The organism is Haloterrigena gelatinilytica, from assembly GCF_013342145.1.
Classification (GTDB): Archaea; Halobacteriota; Halobacteria; order Halobacteriales; family Natrialbaceae; genus Haloterrigena; species Haloterrigena gelatinilytica.
Window position 1 is genome coordinate 124,698 of sequence record NZ_JABUQZ010000001.1, and the last position, 23,368, is coordinate 148,065.

The window sequence follows — 23,368 nt, forward strand, 5'->3', positions numbered from 1 at the left end:
ATGACGGACACTACCCTGCTAGTCACGGTCGATTCGCTCAGAACCGATCACGTCCAGTACATGCCGGAGACCCTGGCGTTCCTGGACGACACCCACGACGCCGCGTTCGCCACGAGCACCGCGACGCCCGGCAGCTTCCCGGCGATCATCGGCGGGGAGTATCCGGCCGGCAACGGCCTCGAGTCCGAGGCCAGCGTCGCCCACGAGTTCGACGCCCCGAGCGTCGGGATCACGACGAACCACCTGCTCTCTCAGGAGTACGGCTACGCGGCCGGGTTCGACTCGTTCACGTCGCCGAAGGGCGGCGGCGAGTCCCTGAAGGACAAGGGCGCGATCCTCCTCGAGCGCGGCTCGCTTCCCTACAAGGTCGCCAGCTGGGGCTACAACCGCTACCAGCAGCTCCGGAGCTACGTCGAGGAGACCGAGAAGTCGTTCCGCCCCGCTGCGGACGTCGTGGACCAGTTTCTGCGCGAGGTCGACGGCCGCGAGGAGTGGTTCGGCTGGCTGCACTTCATGGAGCCCCACCATCCCTACGACCCCGACGGCGCGAACGTCGATCGAGCGACGGCCCAGCGGGTCACCCGTCGCGTCCTCTCGGATCGGGGCTCCGCGGAGGACGAGGCCCTCGTTCGGGACCTCTACCGACAGGAGATCGCCGAACTCGACGCGGCTCTCGAGCCCCTCTGGAACGCGATCCCGGACGAGACGCGGGTCGTCTTCTGTGGCGACCACGGCGAGTTGCTCGGCGAGGACGGGCTGTGGGGCCACCCCGGCGAGATGCGCCCCGAACTGCTGAACGTCCCGTTCGGCACGCGGAACGCCCCCGACGCCGGCGAGGTCGTCTCCCTGATCGACGTGCCGACGGTCCTGACCGGCAGCGAACACCGCAAGGGCACGTTCGACCGCGACACCGCCTTCGCCGCCTACGGGGATCGAAAGGCCGCGATGACCGCCGACCACATCGCGACGGCGGACGGCACGTATCGACTCGACGACGGCGAACCGGTCGACGACCCCGGTCTCGAGCGGGAACTCGAGCGGTTCGATCCCGCCTACGTCGTCAAGGAAGAGGCGCTGCAGGAAGATCTGGAGGACCTCGGATACGCATGACCGTCGTCGTACTTGCCCTCGACGCGCTCGATGCCGGACTGATCGATCACTTCGACCTCGACTCGTTCCGCCTCGAGTCGAGCGGCGAGATCGAGACGTTCGCGAACACGCAAGACGTCCCGTACACGCCGGAGGTCTGGGCGACCGTCGCGACCGGGCTCGAGCCGTCCGAACACGGCATTACGGGCGGCGGCACGAGCGAGTGGGAAAACCCCGCGCTCGACCTCGCCTCGACGGTCACCGGCCACCTCGACGAGTCGACGCGGGGGACGCTCGGCAAACTGGTCCGCTCTCGGACCGGCGAGCGCGAGCGCATCGGCGAGACGGACCGCGAGTCGATGTTCGACGCCGACGACGCGGTCGTCCACAACTGGCCGGGCGTCCACGACGGGACACCCCTCCAGCGGGCCTGGGACCTGATGAACGCCGTTGCGGAGGGGATGCCCCGAAGCGAGTTCGAGCGCGAACTGTTCGGGCTCTGCGCCCAGCAGTTCGGCTGGGCTCGCGAGATGCTCGAGCATCCGGTCTCGATCGCCGGCGTCCACGTCCACACGCTGGACGCGGCGGGCCACGCCTACGCCGACGACGAGGCCGCGCTTGGCCGCGCCTACGAACGCGTCGGCGAGTACGTCCAGGAGATCGTCGCCGCCCTCGGCGCGGACGACGAACTCCTCGTCGTCAGCGATCACGGCATGCGGACCGCGTTCTACCCGCCCGACGCCGGCGAGAAGCCGGCGAGTCACTCCTGGCGGGCCTACGCGAGTTCCACGGCGGACACCTACCCGAAATCGGTCTACGACGTGCGCCGGTGGGTCGAGGAACGCGCGGCGGAATCCGGCGCGAGCGCGTCCGATGACGACGAGGGGATCGACATGCCGACCGACCGCCTGCGCGAACTCGGCTATCTCGACTGATCGCTACTGATGCTGTGCTGTGGCGTGCGCTGACGGCTGCCCGAGCGAAGCGAGGTGCGACTGGAGGGAGCACCTCGAATGTGAACGGGGAACGAAGTGACCCGTGAGCGCCAGCGAGGGCAGCCGTCGATACTGCGCGAGGGATGAGTGAGCGAGCCTGCGAGCGAATGAATCGGCTGGGGAGGGTGTGGCGATTCCCTGCCGCCACGATAGCAGGCCGCTCCTCGTCGGTGTCCGCACGGTACCGCTTTGCCATTCCCTCCACGTTTGCGTAGCAGCTGCCGTTCGGTTGCAGACGAGATGGTCGCGTTCGATCCTCCGCGATCCGATTTTAGCGAGGTGCTGCCTCGAGTTCGTGATCCTTGAACAGGAATCGACGTTCGCGTTCGCCCCGAGACACAGCGGGAGGTAGATTTGAACCACGCCAGCACTCTCGCTTCGCTCGAGCGCTGTCTGGTTCAAACGACCACCGTGCTATGGATGGCGCTCACGAGTTTGTTCGCGCCAAAACATAGCGGGAGGTAGATTTGAACTACCGGTCTGCGGGTTATGAGCCCGCCGGAATCTCCTGGCTATCCCATCCCGCTATCTATCCCTCTCTGCTGGTCACGATTAAGGCTTGGTATTCGTTCCTGTCTCGAGATGACTAGCTGACACTCGTCGCGTAGCCGGTACGGAGCCGTCAGCGACGGATTACCGTCTGCAATCTCTCGTGGACCGTTCCGCTCGATACAATTCGACTCGAGACCACCATCTCCAATCCGCCATCCGGCGCCGAATCGGACTGTTGTATGTCCGTAGCCTCCCCATAATTATGCCCTATTCCGGCGGAGACGGGCGCAATGAGAATCCTGCTTTTGCGGACGTGGACGACGAACATCGGGAACGGATTCATCGACTACGGGGCGAAGGCGATGCTCGAGCGGGCGTTTCCCGACGCCGAGATCGTCGAGACTGGCGGCTACCCGAACCACGCGGCGGACACCGCGGCGCTGTGGCGCGGGACCCGGAAGTTCGAACGGATGGCGGGCCGCGGCGCGGACTACGAGTCGCCGACTCACCAGATTCGGCAGAACGTGCTGAACGTCAGCGAACTGATCGACGCCGATCTGGCGGTCCTGCCGGGCTGCGTGCTCTCCCGGCCGACGTTCCGGAAGTACTTCGACACGCTCACTCGACTCAGGGAGCGAGATATTCCGATCGTTATCATCGGTGGGGGTGGCGAGGAGTACGACGAGGCCGAGCGTAAGGACGTCGAGGCCGTCTTCGACGCGCTCGATATCGAGGTCCTGCTCACGCGAGATCGAACCGCCTACGAGGAGTACGGCGACCTCGTCGAGTACCTGTACGACGGCATCGACTGCTCGCTGTTCCTGGGCGACGCGCACCAGCCGCCAGAGGCGAACCGGGAGTTCGACGTCCACACGTTCGACAAGGGCGAGGAGCCCGACGTCGACGGCGCGTCGACGATCATCAGGCCCGATCACGCGCCCTTCGACGAACCGTACCACTTCCCGGTCGGCGAGCGAGCGCGGGAACTGCTCGGCCTCGAGACGCCGCTGTTCGAGGCGGAGAACGTCTTCGTCTCCGATATGGTGACCGACTACCTCTTCCTCTACGCCAACGCCGACGTGGTTCGCTCGGACCGGATCCACGCCTGCCTGCCCGCCCTGACCTACGGCAACCGGGCGCAGTTCTACTTCGACACGCCGCGGGCGAACCTCTTCGATCGGGTCCCGATCGAGGGCGACGTCACGAGCGAGCCGGTCCGGTTCGACATGGACGAACTCGAGCGGGAGAAGGACGAACAGGTCGAGGCCCTCGAGGAAGGGGTCACGACGGTCCTGTGAGGATGAGCGTGACCGCGTTGTCGACCGGAGAGCGACGGCAAGTAGCGCTCCCGCAGTCGAGTCCATTGCCGGGACTAGGTTCTTTGGCGGAGGGCTGGTAGGATGAACGGACACGCAACCATGGGAGACGAGCCATCCATCGCCCTCGTCGTGCTCGATACCCTGCGGGCGGATTCCTTCGACGAGCACTTCGACTGGCTGCCTGGCGTGCAGTTCGCGAACGCGTGGAGCACGAGCCACTGGACGGCCCCGGCCCACGCCTCGCTGTTCACCGGCCGGTACGCGAGCGAGGCCGGCGTGACGATCAAATCCCAGGATTTCGACCGGGAGACGACTCGCCTCCCCGAACTCCTCCGGGACCGCGGCTACCGGACGCGAGCGTTCAGCTGCAACGTCAACATCTCGGAGCAGCTGGGCTGGCACCACGGCTTCGACGAGTTCGACGGCGGCTGGCGGCTCAGCGGCCTCGGCGAGGACGTCTTCGACTGGGACGAGTTCATCGCCGAACACCGGGCCGACGGTCCCGAACGATACCTCCGGGCGCTCTGGCGGTGCGTCGACGACGACTGCGATACGACCCAGTCGCTGAAACAGGGCGCCCTGATGAAGCTCCGGGATATGGGCCTCAAGGGACGCCACCCCGACGACGGCGCGGCGGAGTTCCTCGAGTACGTCCGCGACGGGTCGTGGGCCCGAGACGGCGAGTTCCTCTTCGCGAATCTGATGGAGGCGCACCTGCCGTACGACCCGCCCGACGAGTACAAGACCCATCCGGACGAGGAGTCGCCGCACTTCGACAGCGTGAAAGCCACGCTCGGGGAGCCGTCGGCCGATCCGGACCGGATCAGGACCGCGTACGACGACGCCGTGCGGTACCTGTCGGACATCTACCGCGACATCTACGCGGAGCTCGCCGCCGAGTTCGACTACGTCGTGACCCTCGCCGACCACGGCGAAGCGCTCGGGGAGTACGGCGCGTGGCAACACGGCGGCGGTCTCCACCCGCCGGTGACCCGCGTCCCGCTCGTCGTCTCCGCGCCCGGCCCGAACGCCGACGACCGAACCCCCAACGCGGACGGCGCGGAGCGACCGACGCGGGACGCCCTCGTGAACCTGCTGGACGTCTACGCGACGGTACTCGACCTCGCCGGTATCGAGTCGGCTCACCGCCGCGGCGAGTCGTTCCGTCCGCTGTGCTCGAGCGACCCAGTCGACGCCGAGCCGCGATCGAGCGCGCTGCTCGAGTTCCACGGAATCTCGAAGCGACGCGCGCTCGCGCTCGAGGAGGACGGCTACGATATCGGCCCCGTCGACCGCGAACGCCACGGCGTCGCGACGGCCGACTGTTACTACTTCGAGGGGCTGTCCGGGACCGAGCTGATCGGCGACTGCGACCCGGCGACCCTCGAGTCGACGCTCGGTCGACTGGTCGACGACCTCGAGCGCCGCGAGGGGCTCTCCGAGGCCGATATGGACGGTCTGGAATCCCAGCTCGAGGAGCTGGGGTATCTGTGACGGTGGTCTCGAGACGAAGCCATGAGTGACGCGACCTCCGTCAGCCTCGGCGGCGAGACGCTCAAGGCGACGGCCGCGAAGTTCTCGATGGCCGCGATCGGGTTCCTCGGAACGATCGTCTTCGCGCGCGTGCTCGGTCCGACCGGATTCGGCGGCTACTACCTCCTCTTCTCGCTGGTGAAGATCGCCGACCGGGCGGTCAACGGGTGGGGAACCGCGGTCAAGAAGCGGTTCTCGGAGGCGGACACCGAGGCGGGCGAACTGGTCGGCAGCCAGGCGCTGTTCACGGTGGTCTGGATGGCGCTCGTCTGCGCGGTGACGCTCGTCGCGTCGAACCAGCTGGTCGACTACACGGGGCTCCCCGAGGCGCCGGTGTTGTTCGTCGTCCTGCTGTTCGCCGTCACCCTCTTCGAGCCGCTGGATCTGATGGTGCAGGCGCGGGGCCGCGTCGGGGCGTCGATGTGGACCGACGCGCTCCGATCGCTGCTGACCTTCCCGCTCCAGTTGGGGCTGATCCTGCTCGGGCTCGGCGCCGCCGGCATGGCCTACGGGCTGGCCGCGGCGACGTTCCTGACGGTGCCGATCCTCTGGTACTTCGTCCGCGTGCGGCCGGTCGCGCCGGGTCGCGAGACCGTCGAAAACCTCTGGTCGTACGCCAGATTCAGCATTCCGAACTCGCTGCTCAGTCAGGCCTACGATCGGTTCGACATCATCCTGCTGGGCTACCTGCTGGCGCCCGCCGCCGCCGGCCACTACGAGGTCGCGCTCAAGCTCACGGTGCCGGCGACGTTCGTGACGATGGCCGCCTCGAGCGGCCTGATGGCCCGTGTGAGCCACAGACACAGCAAGGGCGAGGAGCTGGGGACGGACGTCTCGAACACGCTGGCGTTTACGAGCATCGTCGCGATCCCGATGTTCTTCGGCGCCGTCGCGATGCCGGAACGGCTCGTCGTGACCTTCTTCGGCCCCGAGTACGCCGAGGCCGCCGTGCTCCTCGTCGGACTCGCGCTCTACCAGATCGCGAAGACCCAGGCCGGCGTGCTCACGAGCGTGATCGACGGGATCGATCGGCCCGACATCAACACGCGGGTCTCGGCGATCACGCTCGGGATCAACATCGTCCTCGGCGTCGCGTTGACGCTCGTCTACGGCGCGATCGGCGTCGTGATCGCGACGGTCGTCGCCGAGACGCTCCGGTACGTCTGTTCGGCGGTCGTCATCAAACGGCAGCTCCCGTCGGTCGTCCTCTTCCCGCGGACGCTCGGCGAGCAGTTCGCGGCCGGCCTCGCGATGTTCGCCGTGATCGTTCCGGTCGAACGCGCCGTCGCCGTCGATCACTGGTACCAGCTCCTCGCGATCGTCGCGCTGGGCGCGGCCGTCTACGCCGTCACGCTGGCGGCGATCAGCCGAAAGCTCCGCATCACGATCAGGGGCGTCGTCCGCAGTTCGCGCTTCGAGAGCTAGCCGTCCCCGGCGTTCGAGCGCGTCTTTAGACGGGTTCGGTACGATTCCGACCCGTATACGCGGTCGTTGCGGCTAATGTCTCCATAGACGAAATACTCTTGAGGGTGTTCGATGGATAGAACCGTGTGATATGCTACCACCAATCTTTGATCGGCGGAACCGAGTCACGCCGCAGCAGAGACGCGCCGGTGCTCCACCGAACTACCCGTGTCCGTAGACCACGCTGAACCGCGACGCCGGAGCATCGAGGTCGAGTACTGGGTGATCGACGACGAGGGACGGCTGACCGAGCCAGGCGACCTCGTCGCGGCGTCGCCGGGAGCCGAACGGGAGTTCGTCGAACCGGTGCTCGAGATCAAGACCACGCCTTGCGAGACGGCGGCCGAACTGCGCGCGGAGCTGTTCGACCGGATCGGCGCCGTCCTCGAGCGGGCCGACGAGCTCGGCAAGGGACTCGTGCCGCTGGCGACGCCGGTGGGAGACGAGCGGATCCGCGAACTGCCGAGCGATCGGACGCGGATCCAGAACACGGTCGTCGGCGAGGACTTCGAGTACGTGCGCCACTGCGCGGGGACCCACGTCCACGTCGAACAGCAGCCGGGGCGCGAAATCGATCAGTTAAACACCCTCGTCGCGCTCGACCCCGCGCTGGCGCTTGTCAACTCGTCGCCGTACTACCGCGGGCGTCCGATGGCGGCCGGCGCCCGGTCGAAGTGCTACCGCTGGCTGGCGTACGACGACGTCCCCCACCAGGGGTGGCTCTGGCGCTACGTCTCGGATCGCACGGAGTGGACGCGACGGCTCGAGCGACGGCACGAGGAGTTCGTGACCGTAGCGACCGACGCGGGGGTCTCGCGGCGGACCCTCGAGTCGAACTTCGACCCCGAGAGCGCGGTCTGGACGCCCGTCCAGTTTCGCTCGTCGTTTTCCACCGTCGAGTGGCGCTCGCCGGACACCGCGTTGCCGAGCCAGGTCGTCAGCCTGGCGAACCGTCTGGCCGACCTCGTCGGGGACCTCGAGAACACCGACGTGCGCGTCGACGGGCAGGAGGGCCGCGTCACGGACGAGACGATCACGCTCCCGGAGTTCGACGCCGTCCTCGAGTACACCGACGCCGCGATTCGGTCGGGACTCGAGTCCGACGCCGTTCGATCGTACCTCGAGCGGATGGGGTTCGACGTCGACGCCTACGCGCCGCTCTCCCACGAGATCGGCGGTCGGAGACGGGTCGGACCCGACGCGGCGCGAGCACTTCGGCTCGAGTACGCCGAGCGACTCGAGCGGGACGTGCGGCGGGCGAAGCCGCTGCACAGCGACTGAGCGGCGTATCAGGTCCGATAACTCGAGCGATAGCCAACACAACGATAGCTCCGACGGCTCGGGCTCCGGTCGATACAATCGCGTCGGCGACGCGAGCGACAGAGTACAATAGCACCGACAACGCGACCGATCGGCGACGCGCTCAGTCGCCGACGACCGGATCGCGCTCCCAGAACTCGCTTCCCTTCTTGAGTTTGGGAACCCAGGTGTCCTTCTGCTTCGCGAGGAGCGCGACGCGGGACTCCGGCACCCCTCGAGACTCGGTGAACTCGGGCATGTACGCCTTGACCTCGTCGGCGAACGCCATGACCTCCTCGTGGTCGGGCATCGCCGAGCGATCGAGGCGACCCTGCGAGTGGCCGACGTGCATGTACGCCTTCAGTTCGACGAAGTCGGGATCGGCCTGCTGGTAGAAGCCGGCGTACCAGTCGGGGTGGTGCATGTTCTCGCCCTCGACGAGCGTCGTCCGGAGCACCGTGCGGGTCTCGTCCTTTTCGGCGAGAACGTCCATCGTCTCGAGCAGCCGTTCCCAGGCGTCCTCTTCCGTCGCGCCGACGACCTGATCGAAGGTGTGGCGCTCGGGGGCGTCGACGCTGACGTACAGTTGCGTCGGATCGCACTCCCGGAGCACCTCGGGCCGGGTGCCGTTGGAGACGAGGAAGGTGGTGATATCGCGGTCGCGGAAGGCCTCGATGAGTTCGGGCAGATAGGGGTAGAGCGTCGGCTCGCCGTCCAGCGAGATGGCGACGTGTCGGGGTTCCATCGCCTGCTCGAAGACCTCCCGTGGCACCTCGTCGTTGCCGCCGAAGCCCGAGAGCAGCTTCTTCTGGAGCCGGATCGAGGCGTCGACGACCGCCTCGGGGTCGTCCCACTCGACGTCGTCCATCTCGTAGGTGTGGCCCTGGTGGTCGCGCCAGCAGAAGACGCAGCGCTCGTTACACCGGACGACCGGCGTCATCTGGATGCACCGGTGGGACTCGATCCCGTAGTAGATGTACTTGTAACACTTCCCCTCGCCCCGGACGGCGTTTGCCGTCCAGCCGCAGGTCTGGGCGGCGGTGTGGTTCTCGCTGTGGTAGTCCGGACTCGAGACCTGCATCGCGCCGCCGTCTGCGCCCTCCTCGCGGTCGGCGTCGGTGTCGGTCCCGCCCTCGACGCCGGTGTCGGCGGAGTCGCTCATGTTGCCCTCGCTTGGTCGGGCCCGACCAAAAGGTGTGTGGTGTCGCGCGTCGAACGCGGCCGATTTCGCTCGCGGGGGTAACTCGAACGGCGTCTCCGTATTGGCCGTCTCGAGCGGCGCCTACTTGTGAGGTAACTCGCCCGGTTCGGCCGGTTCGTCGTCCTCGAGCGTGACCTCGCGTTCGAAGCCGTACAGCACCAGGCCGGTGTTGGCGGTCATGATCGTGCCGGTCGTCGGGGCGGACGTGAACAGGAACAGCCCCGCGCCGACCGCGACGGCGCCCCCGGAGAAGGCGGCCCACAGCAGGGGCCTCGAGACCTCGTTGGCCGTGGCGTCCCGGTAGGTCCAGGCGAAGAGCCCGATCGTCCCCACCACGCCGACGACGGCGACGAGGGTGTCGACTACCATACGTGAGCGTTCGTCGGCCGAAAGAAAAGCGTTCTGAGTGGGGCCTGATCGGCCGCGCTCGAGTCCGTCGTTCGGTGTACGCGTCCGCTCGAGGTGGCTCTCTGCGGTGGCGCGCGCTGGATCACGGCGACCGCCGAGGGAGCCGTGATCCAAAATTGTGCGAGGGATGAGTGAGCGACTGAAAAGAGCGAGCGAATCGGTTGGGGAGGGCGTGGCACTCACTGTTGCCAGCGTGAGGTTGTGTTCTCGATTTATAATCAATTCGAGGGTCGAACCTCCACCACGAGTCAGTCGACCGACCCGCGAACTCGCTCGAGGACGGCCAGCGTGCCGTCGGCGTGAACGTCCTCGAGTACCTCGTCGGCCGCGTCCCGCGCCAGCTCGTCGGCGTTGGCGACGGCGAAGCTCCGGCCGACGGCCTCGAACGTCGAGACGTCGTTGATCGAGTCGCCCACCGCGACGGTTCGCTCGAGGTCGATATCGGCGTGCTCGGCGATCGTCTCGAGGCCGTCGCCCTTGTTCGGATCGGTGTCCTTGACGTGGTAGGCGTAGCCGGTGTCGATCACCTCGAGGCCGTAGTCCGCGGCGATCTCGCGCAGGGGTTCGACGGGCTGGTCGAGGTTCACGGCGATCTCGGTCTCGCGCCACCGGTTGACGGTGTTCTCCGGACCCCAGCCCGTCTCGTAGCCGGCGGCGCGATAGTCCTCGAGGACGGCCTGGGCGGCCGCGCGGTCGGCGGTGAAGAAGACGTCGTCGCCGGTGTAGACGACGCCGCCGTTCTCGGCGACGACGAGTTCGGGGATGCCCACGAAGTGACAGAGCGCGACGGGGTAGGGGAAGGCTTTCCCGGTGGCGATCACGACGGGCGCGTCCCACTCGCGGAGGGGATCGAAGACGCGCGGATCGATGCCCCACCCCTCCGGGCGGGTGAGCGTGCCGTCGATGTCGAGGACGAGCGGCGGATCGGCTGTCATGGCCGTCACTCGAGGGCTGGGCGACCTAAAGGAGTCGGTTCAGTGCGCTCGAGACCGAGAGATCGGTCAGTGACGTCGTCCGGCCACCCGCTATCGTCCGAAAGCCTGCCCGAGCAGTAGATCGTAGCGCGGTTTCGGTATGTACACACTGACCGATGCGGACTCAACGACGACATCGTGGCAGTCCGTATCCATCTACTCAACGGCTTCACGCTCCGAGCTGTGAACCCGTTCTCTGGTCAGGAGGCATATACGAAGGTTCGGAACCGTCTAAAAGACGCTTATCGAGTCGAACTCGCGGTTACGCAGTACCGTCTCAACCGGGACGCGCTTTTTCGCACATCGAACCGACTGCCGGTGACTTCGATCCCGAATATCGTGATATATCGATGAATCGAATCCGACGGGGGTGTCCCCAGAGGCAACTCACCTCGTCGCGTCGTGAAGAACGAGCGTATCGTCAGCGAGGTACCGATCGAGGACGTGAGCGTCCGCTTCGAGTGTCTCGAGATGGCGACGCAGGAGTTCGCTCGTCGCCGTATCCCCGAGTCGGTCCGCCAGTTCGATGTGTTCGCGCCACTGCACCGCGAGCGTCGCGTACCCGTCGAGGTCGCGCTCGAGCGACGAGCGGATATCGTAGTGATGAGCGTCTTCGACGTATATCGGCGCGTGTTGGCGGATCCCCATCGGCCCGCAGGCCGGGACACCGCCGAGCGCGGTGATCCGAATGGCGATGTCGTCGGTTATCTCCGTGAGCCGGTCGGCGGCATCCTCGAGGAACCCACTGACCGGTCCCCACTCGGCCCCCTCGGCGAGCCAGTAATGCTTGCGCACCTGATTGAAGAGGATATACAGACCCGATACCTCGCTGTTCAAGGCCGTGACCAGTCGTTCGGCCGCGTCCCGTTCGAGACGGAGCGCGTTGTCGGCTACCGTCCCCCACTCCTGGCGGAGGTGAGACTGATCGGGTCGTCGGAGGTGTGGTGTACTCGTCATCGTTCCTTCAGCACCTCCGCTTGAACGAGCGTATCAGCTTCGAGTAATTGCTCGATGACGTGAGCGTCCGCTTCGAGGTCTTCGAGATAGTTGCGGAGCAGTTCGGCCGTGCCCGGATCGCTCCGTTCTTCCGCGAGCGCGATGTGCTCGCGCATACTGACGATCAGGGTCGCGTACCCCTCGAGATCGCCGTCCAGGGAGGCACGAAGGTCGTAGAGATCCTCGGCCTCGAGGTGGACTTCGGCCCGGTCCTGAAGCGTCGGCGGCGTGTTTGGCGGAATCCCTCCGAGTTCGACGATCCGAATTGCGAGGTCGTCGTTCATCTCGCGAACGCGCTTGTAGGCGTCCTCGAGGAAGGTAGCGACCGCCTCGTGTTCGGCACCTGCAGCGGTCCAGTAATGCTTGCGAAGCAGGTAGAACAGGTTGAACGATCCCGCGTGGTCGATGCTCAAGGCGTCGACGATCACCTCGGCATCGGCGGGGTGGATCCGGAGCGCGTTCTCCGCGATAGTGCCCCACTCTTGACGGCGCTCGCCCGTATCGGGTTCCCGAACGAGCCGGCCTTGTTTTTGTGCCATTCAGGTCACCCGTTCAGTGAGTGGCACTCTCGAGGACCAGCGTGTCGTCTTCGAGGTAGTGTTCGAAGTGGTGGCCGTCTTCCTCGAGGTGGACGAGGATCTCGCGGAGGATCTCGCCCGTGGCGGGGTCGCCGAGGTTCTCGGCGAGTTCGATGCTGCCGCGCATCGACTCGATGATGTCGCCGTACATCTCGAGGTCGTTCTCGAACATGGTGCGGACGTCGTAGACGTCCTCGCCCTCGAACTCGACGGTCGCGCGGTCCTCGAGGTTTGACGGGCCCGAGACGGGGACGCCGCCCAGCGCCTGGGCGCGCTCGGCGATCTCGTCGGCGCCCTCTTCGACGTGCTCGTAGGCCTCTTCGAGGAACTCGTGAAGCGGGAGGAACTCGGCGCCCTCGACGACCCAGTGGTGCTTCTTGAGCTGGTGGTAGAGGACGTACGCGTTCGCCAGTTCGGAGTTTAGTGCCTCCACGATCTGCTCGGCCTTGTCTTGATCGAGCCGGAGAGCGTTTTCATCGACGGTGCCTGCCTGTTGACGGACGGTTGTCTCTTGGGAACTCATCTCATAGTGTGTAATCGCTCGGCCCTCATATACCTTTCAGGTACTAAATACTTTTGGGGAGCCTAAATCCGTTTTGTCGGTCCTGTAATAGCAGAACGCCTACTAAATTCCCCAGGGACGATTGGGTGTCCGCTCCCCCACGCTCTGCAAAATACATCTTAACGCTACTGCTAGACCAGTGCGAGCACGATGACGGTACTCCCGGCGATGCCGGCGAGAACTCCGACCGCACGTGCCAGTTGCTCTCCCCACGTGACCGTCCGCTCGAGCGAGAGCACGACCGCGACGAGTGCCATCCAGACGAGATTCATCGAGCCCACGATCACCACGAACGCGAACAGCGCCCAACAACATCCGACGCAGAAGCGGCTGAACTGCCAGCTCATCCGAACGGCACCGCGCACCCCCGATCGGTGATGACTCATGAGGAATCCGAGCGGCGACCGGCAATACCGCAGACACCGGTACTTGTACGGTGAGAGCTGGTACCCCGACAAGAGGAGCAACGACCCGCCCACCAGGAGCCCGCCGTGAGCGTTCGCGAGGGTGACGATCGGCACCAGCGCGTTGACGACGAGCGGGACGATTCCCGTCAGCGTCCACACGAGCGCGTACGTTCCGACGAACGCCCCGACTCGCGCTACCTTCCCCGCGGTCGTCGTCCCCTCGAGCGTCTCGGCGTACAGCCGAAAGAGCGGGACCGACGAGGGATACATCATGGCGATCATCATCGTCCCCCACATGAGCAGATAGAGGCAGATACCGGTCAACCCGTTCGAGACCGCCATCGCCTCCGGTGCTCCCGGGTCGGACAGCCGCAGCTCCGACTGTCCGCCAGGCATCGGGAGCCACCGACCGACGACCGCCGCCCACGCGAGCAACGCGAGTACGTACGTGACGAGCGCGACGACCGGAACGCGTCGGCGGGTGAGCCGGTCTCGAAACGAGTCGTGTCCCCCCATGGTAGATCGTCCGTATCGCCGTCGTCCCGTCCTCAGGAGTTCGCCAGTTCGAAGTCCCCGAGGTAGGCGTTGTTCCCCGAAACGTCCCACGTGAACCGGTCGTCGTAGGAAACGGTGGCCGTGGTCGACTTGCCGGTCTGCACCTCGAGACTCTCGGTCAGTGGGTGGGGAGAGACCGTCCCGACCTCCTCGTTGAACCCGACCGCGCCGCTCGCGTCCATCTCGACGGCGTCCCCGATCTCGACGGAGAAATCCGATCCGTCCCGCGAGAAGTCGATCGGAACGGTCGCGACGTCGGCGGACCGGACGTGCGTATCGGCGACGGGTGCCCAGATACCACCGGCGCGTCCGGAATAGATGTCCTCGATGGCCTCGCGCTGGTCGTCGTCGGCCGTTTCGTCGACGAGCAACACGACGTCCCACTCCGTCTCGGGGGCGAACATGACGCCCTCATCGGTCGAAATGAGCATGCCGACGTCCACCCCGCTCAAGTCGACGTCGCCGTAGCTTCCCTCCTCGATGTGCCACGCCAGCGAGACGGTACAGACGTCGTCGTCCGGCGGTTCCAGCCACACGCACTGACAGGCGACGTCGCAGTTGCAGGCTTCGACGTAGTCTCCCTCGATGAGCCACTCCTTTGCCATTGCCGAACACCGTGTTATACGGCAGCAAGTGGCACGATAAAGCTATCTAGTGAAACTAGCCCACCCGATGAAAGCGCCGAATTGCCCGTCCGATACGCGCCGCTCAGAAAACAGCATTCCGCACGGTGAGCGTCAATGGTACCGGAACCCAGACATCATCCAGAAGTGGGGAAAGGCGGACCACAGTCGAATTTCGGATTCCCTCAGAGTCCGAGATAGCCCGCGTTGGGGAGCAGTCCGGCCAGATACAGGAGACCGAGGACGAACATGAACGCCGCGATGGCCATCGCCGGCGGGTCGACGTGGGTCCCGGAGTGCGAGTAGAACACGCGCTGGGACACCTCGCCGATGAGGCCGCTGATCGCGCCGAACGCGCCGGCGACGAGCAGGGCGACCGGTTCGCTCCCGATCGCGGGCATCGCGATCACCGCGCCGACGGCGCCCAGCAGCGTGATGTGGTGGGTGACCGGAATCTTCTCGACCCCGAGGTTGAGGAAGAGCAGACTCATCGCCGAGATGGCGTAGCCGAGGAAGATGCTGCCCGTCTCGAGCCAGATAAAGCCGCCGAGGATCCCGCCGACGAGGCCGATGGCGGTGACGCCGGACCACTCGTACTGGTGTGGCAGCCAGGGCTCGGTCGCCAGCCGGTCGGTCTGGGTCCCGCCGTCAGCGGCCACGCGCTTCTCCTCGCGCTCGAACGGGGACATGTCGAGGACGCTCGAGCCGCCGACCCGGCCGACTATCGGATAGTCGAACGCGAGCCGCGCCAGGAACGCCGTCGCCACGACCGAGAGCGCGATGTTGTCCGTCGGGAAGCCGAGCCCGGCCATCACCTGGGTGATGAGCATCCCGAGCGCGCCGAAGAGCGCCCCGACCGCGAGGATGTCGGGTTTGGTCCCGAAGGCGTAGAGGATGTTCTTCCCGAAGTGGTAGTCCCAGTCGTCGGGCTCCATCTCGGGGTACTTCTGCCCGGCGTAGGCCGTCGCGGCGACGCCGCCGGCGAAGGCGATGTGCGGCCCGGTGACCGCGCCGAAGCCGATTACGTCGGTGATGCCCGTCGCGATGTCGCCGGCGCCGATCGCCTCGGCGGCGCCGATTTCGCCCTCGAGGACGGCGAGCCCTTCGCCGAGGAAGACGACGAAGCCGGTGAAGACGAAAGAGGGAAGCGCGCCGAGGGCCGCGCCGAACGCCCCGCCGGCGAGCGCGGCGATGAGCAGGACGGCGAACGCTTCGGTCTCCATGCCGATGATCGGAAGTTGGAGTACGGTTCCGAGCATGGTTCACTCCTCGTCGTCCCGCGCCCAGTCGCGCGCCCGGTCGACCGCTTCCGTCCAGCGCGCGTAGCGGTTGTCGGCTCGATCGGCGTCCATCTCGGGCTCGAACTCGCGGTCGATCTGCCAGTTGTCCCGCAGGCTGTCGACGTCGTCCCAGTAGCCCACGGCCAGTCCGGCGGCGTAGGCGGAGCCGAGCGCCGTCGTCTCGTCGACGACCGGGCGGACGATCTCCGAGCCGATGATGTCGGACTGGAGCTGACAGAGGTAGTTGTTCTTGACCGCGCCGCCGTCGACCTTCAGCGAGGTCATCTCGATGCCCGAGTCGGCCTCCATCGCCTCCGCGACGTCGCGGGTCTGGTAGGCGATCGACTCCAGGGTCGCCCGGACGACGTGTTCCTTCCGGGTGCCACGGGTCATCCCGACGATGGTGCCGCGAGCGCGCTGGTCCCAGTGGGGCGCGCCCAATCCGGTGAAGGCGGGAACGACGTAGACGCCGTCCGTCGAGTCGACGCTGCGGGCGAGTTCGGCCGTCTGGGCCGGGTTGTCGATCAGCGAGAGGTCCTCGAGCCACTCGATCGCCGCGCCGGTGATGAAGATCGAGCCCTCCAGCGCGTACTGGACGTCCTCGCCCGAGCGCTGGAAGCCGATCGTCGTCAGCAGGCCGTGGTCGCTCGTGACGGCCTCGCTGCCGGTGTTCATCAGGAAAAAGGAGCCGGTACCGTAGGTGTTCTTCGCGTCGCCGGCGTCGAAACAGGTCTGGCCGAACAGCGCGGCCTGCTGGTCGCCCAGCGCCCCTGCAACCGGAATTTCGGCCTCGAGGAAACCCTCCGGATCGGTCGTCCCGTAGGTGTCGTCGTCGCTGGACGGCCGGACCTCGGGGAGCATCTCCTTCGGGACGTCGAACTCCGCGAGGAGGTCGTCGTCCCACTCGAGGTCGTGGATGTTGTACAGCATCGTCCGCGAGGCGTTCGTGACCTCGGTGATGTGCTCGCCGGTCAGGTTGTAGATCAGCCAGCTATCGATCGTGCCGAACAGCACGTCGCCTTTCTCCGCGCGGTCGCGGATGTCCTCGGGCCGGGAGCGCTCGAGCTTGATCGGATCGGCGTTGTCCAGCAACCACTCGGCCTTCGTCGCGGAGAAGTAGGCGTCGGCCTCGAGGCCGGTCTTCTCGCGGATCGTCTCGACCTGCCCCTCCGCTTCGAGCTGCTCGACGCGGTCGGTCGTGCGCCGGTCCTGCCAGACGATGGCGTTGTGAACCGGCCGGCCGGAGTCGGCGTCCCACAGCAGCGTCGTCTCGCGCTGGTTGGTCACGCCGATGGCCTCGAGCTGATCGGGACTGATCCCCGCCTGACCGAGCGCCTGCGTGATAACGGATTTGGTGTTCTCCCAGATCTCCATCGGGTCGTGCTCGACCCAGCCGGGTTCGGGATAGATTTGTTCGTGCGTTTCGTAGGCGTTCGCGACGACCTGGCCGCCGTGATCGAACACGATAAAGCGCGTCCCGGTCGTTCCCTGGTCTACCGCACCGACGTACGTGGATTCTGTCACTGGTGATCTCCCTCGTTGCTCCGCGCGACGTCTTTACCGACGATCGCACGATACTGGTAAACAATACCTACTATCATTATAAAATTTGTTGAACTCCTAATTTGTATGTCGTATATTATCTGACAGTATTGTCCTGATTACCCGTGGTAAGCGGCTATTTCGACCATTTTCAGGGATCTCGGCCGTTTCGGGCGGTCAGTCGGTGTCGTATCGTTCGAGCGGCGATCTCGAGGCGATCGACTCGTTACGGACGTTCCGGAACCGTCGATAAAATAAAGGTCCGGGAGAGAGAGGGTTGAACGAAGGCATGGCAACGGACACCGAGGTCCTCGTTCTCGGAGGCGGGTCGACGGGCTGTGGCATCGCGCGGGATCTGGCGATGCGCGGCCTCGAGGTGACCCTCGTCGAGCGGGGCAATTTGACCGACGGCACGACCGGTCGTATGCACGGCCTGCTCCACAGCGGCGGCCGCTACGCCGTCTCCGATCGCGCCAGCGCGACGGAGTGTATCGAAGAAAACGAGATCCTCCGGGAGATCGCCGGCCACTGCGTCGAGGAGACCGGCGGCCTGTTCGTCCAGCGCCCCGAGGACTCGGACGACTACTTTCAGGAGAAACTCGAGGGCTGTCGGGACTGCGGGATCCCCGCGCGCGTCCTCTCGGGGCGGGAGGCCCGCGAGGTCGAACCCTACCTCGCGGAAGACGTGAAACGGGCCATCGAGGTCCCCGACGGAGCGGTGGACCCGTTCCGGCTCTGCGTCGCGAACGCGATCGACGCCGAGACCCACGGCGCGCGCGTCGAGACCCACGCAGAGGTGGTGGACCTCCTGCGCGACGGCGACGACGTCTACGGCGTCGAGGTGCGCCACGAGTCGGGGCCCGGTAAGCGGACGCACGCGGCGGCCGGCACGACCGAGGAGATCACCGCCGAGTACGTCGTCAACGCGACGGGCGCGTGGGCGGGGGAGATCGGCGCGATGGCCGACCTCGAGATCGAGGTGCGCCCCTCCAAGGGCGTCATGACGATCATGAACGTCCGGCAGGTCGACACCGTGATCAACCGCTGCCGGCCGAAAGGCGACGCCGACATCGTCGTCCCCCACGAGACGACGGCCATCCTCGGGACGACCGACGAGGAGGTCTCCGATCCGGACGACTTCCCCGAGGACCAGTGGGAGGTCGACCAGATGATTGACACCCTCTCGGAACTCGTTCCGATCCTCGAGGAGGCGCGGACGATCCGCTCCTTCTGGGGCGTGCGCCCGCTGTACGAGCCGCCGGGGACCGGCACGCAGGATCCGACGGACATCACGCGGGACTTCTTCCTGCTCGACCACGCCGACCGCGACGGCGTCTCGGGCATCTCGAGCATCGTCGGCGGCAAGTTCACGACCTACCGCGCGATGGCCGAGGAGATCTCCGACCACGTCTGCGAGAAACTGGGCGTGAACGCGTCCTGTGCCACCGCCGACGAACCGCTGCCCGGCAGCGAAGACATCGCAACGCTCGAGGCCGGCATGGACGATTTCGGTCTCCGATCGCCGGTCGCGCGCCGGAGCAAACAGCGCCTGGGGAGTCGGGCGAGCGAGGTCCTCGAGACCGACGAGGCCAACCCCGTGATCTGTCAGTGCGAGGGCGTCACGCGCGCGGAGGTCTGCGACGCGATCGACCAGTCGGGGACGGACCTGAACGCGGTCCGCATCCGCACGCGGGCCTCCATGGGCAACTGTCAGGGCGGCTTCTGCTGTCAGAACATGGCCAACGAACTCCACCCCGAGTACGACGAGGAGACGGTCCGCGCGGCGCTGGACGAACTCTTTCAGGAGCGCTGGAAGGGCGAGCGCCACGCGCTGTGGGGCGAACAGCTCTCGCAGGCCATGCTCAACTACGCCTTACACGCGACGACGATGAATCGGGATCGGGATCCAGCGGGCGAGCCGACGACGATCGAGTTCGCCGACTTCGACGGAGGGGCCTGAGATGGCCATCGAAGACGACGTCCTCGTGATCGGCGGCGGCCTGGCGGGCGCCACCGCGGCGCTCGCGGCCGCAGATGCCGCGCCCGACGTCCGCGTCCGACTGGTGACGTACAAACAGAGCACGCTCCGCCACGCCAGCGGGCTGATCGATATCCTCGGCTACGCGCCTGACTCGCCCGAGGAGGGCCCGCTCGTCGACCCCTTCGACGCGCTCTCCGACCTCCCCGAGGGTCACCCCTACGAGCGCGTCGGGAGCGATGCGGTCCGCGAGGCGCTGGCCTTCTTCGACGACGTCGCGGGCGACGCCTACGCGGGCGACCACACCGACGCGAACGCGCTGGTCCCGACCCACGGCGGCACCGTCAAGCCGACCGCGCGCTATCCCGTCTCGACGGCCGACGGCCTGGCCAGCGACGACCGCGACGCGCTGCTGGTCGGCTTCGAGACCCTGCCGGACTTCGAGGCGCCGCTGGCCGCCGCCCACCTCGAGGCCGCGGGCGCGCCGTTCTCGGCCCGCGGCGCGACGATTCCGTTCCCCGGTGTCGTTCGGGACGACGCCAAGGTGACCCGCTACGCTCACCTGCTGGATCAGGACGAGACCGTGACGACTGGCGCCGGCGAGACCGGCGCGCGCGAGGCGCTCGCGACGACGGTCGCCGAACGCCTCGGGGACGAATCCCGCGTCGGCTTCCCCGCCGTGCTCGGCGACGAGCACGCGGCCGAGGTCCGTGCCGACCTCGCGGCCGCGCTCGGCGCCGACGTCTTCGAGGTCCCCATGGGGCCGCCCAGTCTGCCCGGCATGCGACTCGAGGACCTGCTGTACGACGCGCTCGAGGAGGCGGGCGTCCGCGTCACCTCGGGCGTGCCGGTGATCGATTACGAGACCGCCGAGGCGGACGCGGTAGCGGCCGACGGTGGCAGCGGCGGTGACCGCATCGAGCGCGTCGTCGTCGACCGCAACGGCACCGAGATCCCCTATCGCGCCGACCAGTACGTCCTCGCGACGGGCGGGCTGGTCGGCAAGGGCGTCCGTTCCGAACGCGAACGGGTGTTCGAGCCGATCTTCGACTGCCACGTCCCCCACGCCGCGGACCGCTACGACTGGTTCGTCGACGACGTCTTCGGCGACCAGCCCTACGCGCGGTTCGGCCTCGCGTCCGACCGCGAGTTGCGGCCGCTCGACGCCGATGACGAGCCGGAGTTTTCGAACCTGCGGGCCGCGGGCGCGGTGCTCGGCGGCTACGACTTCGCCGCCGAGAAGTCCGGCGCGGGCGTCTCGCTCGCGACGGGCTACGTCGCCGGGACGCGGGCCGGCGAGGAGGCTGAGTAGCAATGGGCGACTCGAGCGAGAACCGACGACCGGCCGACTCGAGGACCGACGACCGACCGGCCGACTCGAGGACCGACGACCGACCGGCCGACTCGAGGACCGACGACCGACCGGCCGACTCGAGAGCGATCGAGACACGACGACCACGACTACACTCATGAGCGACGCAGAGCAACCGACCGACGATCACGTACCGGGAGCCGAAGAGGAGGAGTTCGAACCCATCCAGGTGTTCCCCGAGGCCGAAGAGATGGACCTCCGGCCGGGGGCGGACAACTGCTACAAGTGCTCGACCTGCGACACCAACTGTCCCGTCGCCGAGGTCGACGACGAGTTCCCCGGCCCGAAGTTCCAGGGCCCCGAGCAGTGGCGGCTCAAGCGCCAGGACGACCACGACATCGACGACTCGGTGATGAAGTGTTCGAACTGCATGCGCTGTGACAGCGCCTGCCCCTCCGAGGTCCCCCTCTCGCAGATGCACAACACGGCCCGCGGTGAGTACGTCGAGGAGCAGATGGACACATTCTCTCGGGAGTATCTCCGCAATCGCATCCTCGCGAACTACCGGCGACTCGCGCCGCTGGCGGCGGCGTTCCCCCGCACGGCGAACTTCGTGATGGGGCTCTCGGTGACGAAGTGGATGGGCGAGAAGCTCCTGGGGATCACGAGCGAGCGGGACTTCCCCGAGTTCGCGACCGAGACGTTCCGCGAGTGGTGGACGAAGCGCGGCGGTGCGAAGGTCGAAAACCCGGACAAGCGGATCGCCTACTTCCACGGCTGCTACTCGAACTACAACACGCCCGAGGTCGCGAAGGCGCTCGTCCGCGTCTACGAGCACTTCGGCTACGAGATCATGGTCCCCGACCAGTCCTGTTCGGGGACGCCGATGTTCGCCAACGGCATGTTAGAGGACGCCCGGCGGGCCGCCGAGACCAACGTCCGCGAACTCGCCGCGGCGTTGGAGGACGGCGCCGATATCGTCGCCTCCTGTAGCTCCTGTTCGATGTCCCTCCGCCAGGAGTACCCCGAACTGTTCGATTTCGAGAACACCGAGTCGGTGGCCGAGAACACCTGGGACGCCGTCGAATACCTCCGGGTTCACGAGGATCTCGAGGGCGAACTCGAGGGGCGCTCGGTCGACGGTGACGAGTTCGACGACTTCGCCTATCACGCACCGTGTCATTCACGTAACCAGGGACTCGACGGACAGACGATCGAAGTGCTCAGCGTGATCGACGGCATCGAGGCCCACGACGTCGGCGACTCCTGCTCGGGGATCTCCGGCACCTACGGCTGGAAGGAGGAGAACTACGAGACGTCGATGAAGATCGGCGAGGAGATGTTCGAGCACATGGACGCGGCCGACGCCGAAACTGGGCTGACCGAGTGTCCGACCTGCTCGATGCAGATGGAACACGGCACCGGCTACGAGATCAAACACACGCTCGAGGTTCTCGAGGCGGCGCTGGTCGGGTCCGGCTCGGCTGCGAGCGGGCGCCGGGAGGCCGGGTAGATGGAGCTGCGGGAGCGCATCGCCCGACGGCGATCGGCGCGACAGGACCGCGAGATCCTCGTCGACCGGGACTACCTCAGTCCGGTGGTCCACCCCGCGGACCCGATCGGTCGCGGCCCCGTCCTAGAACAGTTGCTCGACGCGCTCGAGGCGGTGTTCGACGGCGAGTTGCCGCCGCCGATCGCCGTGGTCGGCCCGGCGGGTGCGGGCACGTCCGCGATCGTCACCGCCGTCTTCGACGCGTTGAACGAGCAGCTCGGCGAATCGTCTCGGTCGATCGGCACGACGACTCGGGCGGGTCGGGTCGGGTCCTCGACGTGGTTCGTCTACGTCGACGGCCGCCGCGTCGAGAGCGCGTTCGCCCTCTACCGGACCGTCCTCTCGGTGCTCTCGAGCGAACCCGTGCCCGAGAGCGGCGTCGGGACCGACGACCTCCGCGACCGGCTTCAGCGGCAACTCGAACGGCCGGATCGCCACGCGGTCGTCGCGGTCGACCACCACGACGAGCCCGAGACGCTCGCCTACGAACGGGCCCGCGAGTTGCTCGAGCCCGTCGGCGACAGCGTCTCGACCGTCGCCGTCGGCCGGGACGCCCCCGACGAACTGGCGGCCGAGCAGCCGACCGTCACCGTCCCGGCCTACCGCGATCACGAACTCGTCGAGGTGATCTCCGACCGCGCGTCGACGGGGCTCGCCGCCGGCGCGCTCGATCACGAGTCCGTCCGCGAGCTGGCGGCGTGGGCCGACGGGAACGCCCACGACGCGCTCGCGGCCCTGTTCGGCGCCGCCGTCCTCGCGAGTCGGGACGGGAGCGACCGGGTCGCCACGGAGCACCTCGAGCGAGCGAAAGCCGACGTTCCCGACGACAGCGTCCACCTCGATCGGGTGCTGGCGCTCTCCGAGACCCGCCAGCGGGTGCTGCTCGATCTCGTCGCCATCGACGCCGCCGACCGCCCGATCCGCGATCTCGCGACCGAGATCGCCGACCGATCGTCGCTGACCGCCGGCACCGTCAAACGATTCCTCTACGAACTCGCCGATCGCGGCGTCGTCGAACGCGTTCCGCTCTCGGCGACCGGGAGCGGCCGCCGCCCCAGCACCCTCGCGGTGCGGTTCCCGACGATCGCGTTCCGGACGCTCGGACCGAGCCCCGACGACACCGACGGCGAAACCGACGACGAGCCCTCGGACGGAGACGGGACTGCACCCGCGTCCTGAACTCCGCTCGAGTCCTCGGTATCGAAAATC

The 23,368-nt window shown here is 66.9% G+C and carries 20 protein-coding genes and 1 tRNA gene; 10 read left to right on the plus strand and 11 right to left on the minus strand.

Going from position 1 to position 23,368, the window contains the following annotated elements; genetic code table 11:
- Both HTZ84_RS00680 and HTZ84_RS00685 read left to right on the plus strand, forming a co-directional pair.
- A complete protein-coding gene (locus HTZ84_RS00680) occupies positions 1 to 1,110 on the plus strand; it encodes a sulfatase-like hydrolase/transferase (RefSeq protein WP_174678913.1) in 1,110 nt (369 codons plus the stop codon).
- Positions 1,107 to 2,024, plus strand: coding sequence for an alkaline phosphatase family protein (locus HTZ84_RS00685; protein WP_174678914.1), 918 nt, complete (start codon positions 1,107 to 1,109; stop codon positions 2,022 to 2,024). Before HTZ84_RS00680 ends, HTZ84_RS00685 begins: the two co-directional genes overlap by 4 nt.
- A 512-nt stretch (positions 2,025 to 2,536) precedes the next feature.
- On the opposite strand, the gene HTZ84_RS00690 is transcribed toward HTZ84_RS00685, so the two are convergent.
- A tRNA-Met gene (locus tag HTZ84_RS00690) sits at positions 2,537 to 2,611 on the minus strand.
- Between the two features lie 255 nt (positions 2,612 to 2,866).
- Between HTZ84_RS00690 and HTZ84_RS00695 the strand changes: the two genes are divergently transcribed.
- From HTZ84_RS00695 to HTZ84_RS00710, 4 genes are all read left to right on the plus strand, one after another.
- Positions 2,867 to 3,874, plus strand: coding sequence for a polysaccharide pyruvyl transferase family protein (locus HTZ84_RS00695; RefSeq protein ID WP_174678915.1), 1,008 nt, complete (start codon positions 2,867 to 2,869; stop codon positions 3,872 to 3,874).
- A 102-nt stretch (positions 3,875 to 3,976) separates the two neighbouring features.
- Positions 3,977 to 5,389: a sulfatase-like hydrolase/transferase gene (locus HTZ84_RS00700; protein WP_174678916.1), complete on the plus strand. Its 1,413-nt coding sequence runs from the start codon at positions 3,977 to 3,979 to the stop codon at positions 5,387 to 5,389.
- A 21-nt stretch (positions 5,390 to 5,410) separates the two neighbouring features.
- Positions 5,411 to 6,853 carry an oligosaccharide flippase family protein gene (locus HTZ84_RS00705; protein WP_174678917.1) on the plus strand — a complete coding sequence of 481 codons (1,443 nt, stop codon included), beginning with the start codon at positions 5,411 to 5,413 and terminating at the stop codon, positions 6,851 to 6,853.
- Between the two features lie 207 nt (positions 6,854 to 7,060).
- The gene (locus tag HTZ84_RS00710; RefSeq protein WP_174678918.1) at positions 7,061 to 8,173 is read left to right on the plus strand and encodes a glutamate-cysteine ligase family protein; all 1,113 of its coding nucleotides are present in this window, start codon (positions 7,061 to 7,063) and stop codon (positions 8,171 to 8,173) included.
- A gap of 142 nt (positions 8,174 to 8,315) precedes the next feature.
- Here the strand turns inward: HTZ84_RS00710 and twy1 are convergent, their stop codons facing one another.
- From twy1 to glpK, 10 genes are all read right to left on the minus strand, one after another.
- Positions 8,316 to 9,353, minus strand: a complete 1,038-nt coding sequence (gene twy1 / locus HTZ84_RS00715) for a 4-demethylwyosine synthase TYW1 (protein WP_174678919.1) — start codon at positions 9,351 to 9,353, stop codon at positions 8,316 to 8,318.
- 120 nt (positions 9,354 to 9,473) lie between these two features.
- Positions 9,474 to 9,761, minus strand: coding sequence for a hypothetical protein (locus HTZ84_RS00720; protein WP_174678920.1), 288 nt, complete (start codon positions 9,759 to 9,761; stop codon positions 9,474 to 9,476).
- 287 nt (positions 9,762 to 10,048) lie between these two features.
- The gene (locus tag HTZ84_RS00725; RefSeq protein WP_174678921.1) at positions 10,049 to 10,735 is read right to left on the minus strand and encodes an HAD-IIB family hydrolase; all 687 of its coding nucleotides are present in this window, start codon (positions 10,733 to 10,735) and stop codon (positions 10,049 to 10,051) included.
- Positions 10,736 to 11,161: 426 nt separating this feature from the next.
- Positions 11,162 to 11,731, minus strand: a complete 570-nt coding sequence (gene dpsA / locus HTZ84_RS00730) for a DNA starvation/stationary phase protection protein DpsA (protein ID WP_174678922.1) — start codon at positions 11,729 to 11,731, stop codon at positions 11,162 to 11,164.
- Positions 11,728 to 12,309, minus strand: a complete 582-nt coding sequence (gene dpsA / locus HTZ84_RS00735; RefSeq protein WP_174678923.1) for a DNA starvation/stationary phase protection protein DpsA — start codon at positions 12,307 to 12,309, stop codon at positions 11,728 to 11,730. The genes dpsA (HTZ84_RS00730) and dpsA (HTZ84_RS00735) overlap by 4 nt, the downstream gene beginning before the upstream one ends.
- Before the next feature lie 13 nt (positions 12,310 to 12,322).
- Complete coding sequence (dpsA, locus tag HTZ84_RS00740) at positions 12,323 to 12,871, minus strand: DNA starvation/stationary phase protection protein DpsA (protein ID WP_174678924.1); 549 nt, start codon at positions 12,869 to 12,871, stop codon at positions 12,323 to 12,325.
- A 170-nt stretch (positions 12,872 to 13,041) separates the two neighbouring features.
- Entirely contained in the window at positions 13,042 to 13,833 is a 792-nt protein-coding gene (locus HTZ84_RS00745; protein WP_174678925.1) for a DUF2182 domain-containing protein, read from the minus strand.
- A 32-nt stretch (positions 13,834 to 13,865) separates the two neighbouring features.
- Entirely contained in the window at positions 13,866 to 14,477 is a 612-nt protein-coding gene (locus HTZ84_RS00750) for a DUF1326 domain-containing protein (RefSeq protein ID WP_174678926.1), read from the minus strand.
- A 203-nt stretch (positions 14,478 to 14,680) separates the two neighbouring features.
- A complete protein-coding gene (locus tag HTZ84_RS00755) occupies positions 14,681 to 15,754 on the minus strand; it encodes a hypothetical protein (protein ID WP_174678927.1) in 1,074 nt (357 codons plus the stop codon).
- Positions 15,755 to 15,757: 3 nt separating this feature from the next.
- Positions 15,758 to 17,299 (minus strand): glycerol kinase GlpK, encoded by a 1,542-nt coding sequence (gene glpK / locus HTZ84_RS00760; protein WP_174678928.1) that lies wholly within the window; start codon positions 17,297 to 17,299, stop codon positions 15,758 to 15,760.
- A gap of 307 nt (positions 17,300 to 17,606) precedes the next feature.
- Between glpK and glpA the strand changes: the two genes are divergently transcribed.
- The 4 genes from glpA to HTZ84_RS00780 all read left to right on the plus strand — a co-directional run bounded on the left by glpA (position 17,607) and on the right by HTZ84_RS00780 (position 23,338).
- Positions 17,607 to 19,277 carry an anaerobic glycerol-3-phosphate dehydrogenase subunit GlpA gene (glpA, locus tag HTZ84_RS00765; RefSeq protein ID WP_174678929.1) on the plus strand — a complete coding sequence of 557 codons (1,671 nt, stop codon included), beginning with the start codon at positions 17,607 to 17,609 and terminating at the stop codon, positions 19,275 to 19,277.
- Between the two features lies 1 nt (position 19,278).
- Positions 19,279 to 20,607: a glycerol-3-phosphate dehydrogenase subunit GlpB gene (gene glpB / locus HTZ84_RS00770; protein WP_174678930.1), complete on the plus strand. Its 1,329-nt coding sequence runs from the start codon at positions 19,279 to 19,281 to the stop codon at positions 20,605 to 20,607.
- A 157-nt stretch (positions 20,608 to 20,764) separates the two neighbouring features.
- Complete coding sequence (locus tag HTZ84_RS00775) at positions 20,765 to 22,120, plus strand: anaerobic glycerol-3-phosphate dehydrogenase subunit C (RefSeq protein WP_174678931.1); 1,356 nt, start codon at positions 20,765 to 20,767, stop codon at positions 22,118 to 22,120.
- Positions 22,121 to 23,338, plus strand: a complete 1,218-nt coding sequence (locus HTZ84_RS00780) for a Cdc6/Cdc18 family protein (protein ID WP_174678932.1) — start codon at positions 22,121 to 22,123, stop codon at positions 23,336 to 23,338.
- The last annotated feature ends 30 nt before the right edge of the window (positions 23,339 to 23,368 follow it).

What these genes read in the sequence shown, in the direction of transcription:
- glpA (WP_174678929.1), top strand. Translation starts at nt 17,607, where the DNA reads ATGGCAACGGACACCGAGGTCCTCGTTCTCGGAGGCGGGTCGACGGGC.
- HTZ84_RS00680 (WP_174678913.1), top strand. Translation starts at nt 1, where the DNA reads ATGACGGACACTACCCTGCTAGTCACGGTCGATTCGCTCAGAACCGAT.
- HTZ84_RS00780 (WP_174678932.1), top strand. Translation starts at nt 22,121, where the DNA reads ATGGAGCTGCGGGAGCGCATCGCCCGACGGCGATCGGCGCGACAGGAC.
- HTZ84_RS00745 (WP_174678925.1), bottom strand. Translation starts at nt 13,833, where the DNA reads ATGGGGGGACACGACTCGTTTCGAGACCGGCTCACCCGCCGACGCGTT.
- HTZ84_RS00725 (WP_174678921.1), bottom strand. Translation starts at nt 10,735, where the DNA reads ATGACAGCCGATCCGCCGCTCGTCCTCGACATCGACGGCACGCTCACC.
- dpsA (WP_174678922.1), bottom strand. Translation starts at nt 11,731, where the DNA reads ATGACGAGTACACCACACCTCCGACGACCCGATCAGTCTCACCTCCGC.
- HTZ84_RS00720 (WP_174678920.1), bottom strand. Translation starts at nt 9,761, where the DNA reads ATGGTAGTCGACACCCTCGTCGCCGTCGTCGGCGTGGTGGGGACGATC.
- HTZ84_RS00700 (WP_174678916.1), top strand. Translation starts at nt 3,977, where the DNA reads ATGAACGGACACGCAACCATGGGAGACGAGCCATCCATCGCCCTCGTC.
- HTZ84_RS00750 (WP_174678926.1), bottom strand. Translation starts at nt 14,477, where the DNA reads ATGGCAAAGGAGTGGCTCATCGAGGGAGACTACGTCGAAGCCTGCAAC.
- twy1 (WP_174678919.1), bottom strand. Translation starts at nt 9,353, where the DNA reads ATGAGCGACTCCGCCGACACCGGCGTCGAGGGCGGGACCGACACCGAC.
- HTZ84_RS00695 (WP_174678915.1), top strand. Translation starts at nt 2,867, where the DNA reads ATGAGAATCCTGCTTTTGCGGACGTGGACGACGAACATCGGGAACGGA.
- HTZ84_RS00755 (WP_174678927.1), bottom strand. Translation starts at nt 15,754, where the DNA reads ATGCTCGGAACCGTACTCCAACTTCCGATCATCGGCATGGAGACCGAA.
- dpsA (WP_174678923.1), bottom strand. Translation starts at nt 12,309, where the DNA reads ATGGCACAAAAACAAGGCCGGCTCGTTCGGGAACCCGATACGGGCGAG.
- HTZ84_RS00775 (WP_174678931.1), top strand. Translation starts at nt 20,765, where the DNA reads ATGAGCGACGCAGAGCAACCGACCGACGATCACGTACCGGGAGCCGAA.
- dpsA (WP_174678924.1), bottom strand. Translation starts at nt 12,871, where the DNA reads ATGAGTTCCCAAGAGACAACCGTCCGTCAACAGGCAGGCACCGTCGAT.
- HTZ84_RS00705 (WP_174678917.1), top strand. Translation starts at nt 5,411, where the DNA reads ATGAGTGACGCGACCTCCGTCAGCCTCGGCGGCGAGACGCTCAAGGCG.
- HTZ84_RS00685 (WP_174678914.1), top strand. Translation starts at nt 1,107, where the DNA reads ATGACCGTCGTCGTACTTGCCCTCGACGCGCTCGATGCCGGACTGATC.
- glpB (WP_174678930.1), top strand. Translation starts at nt 19,279, where the DNA reads ATGGCCATCGAAGACGACGTCCTCGTGATCGGCGGCGGCCTGGCGGGC.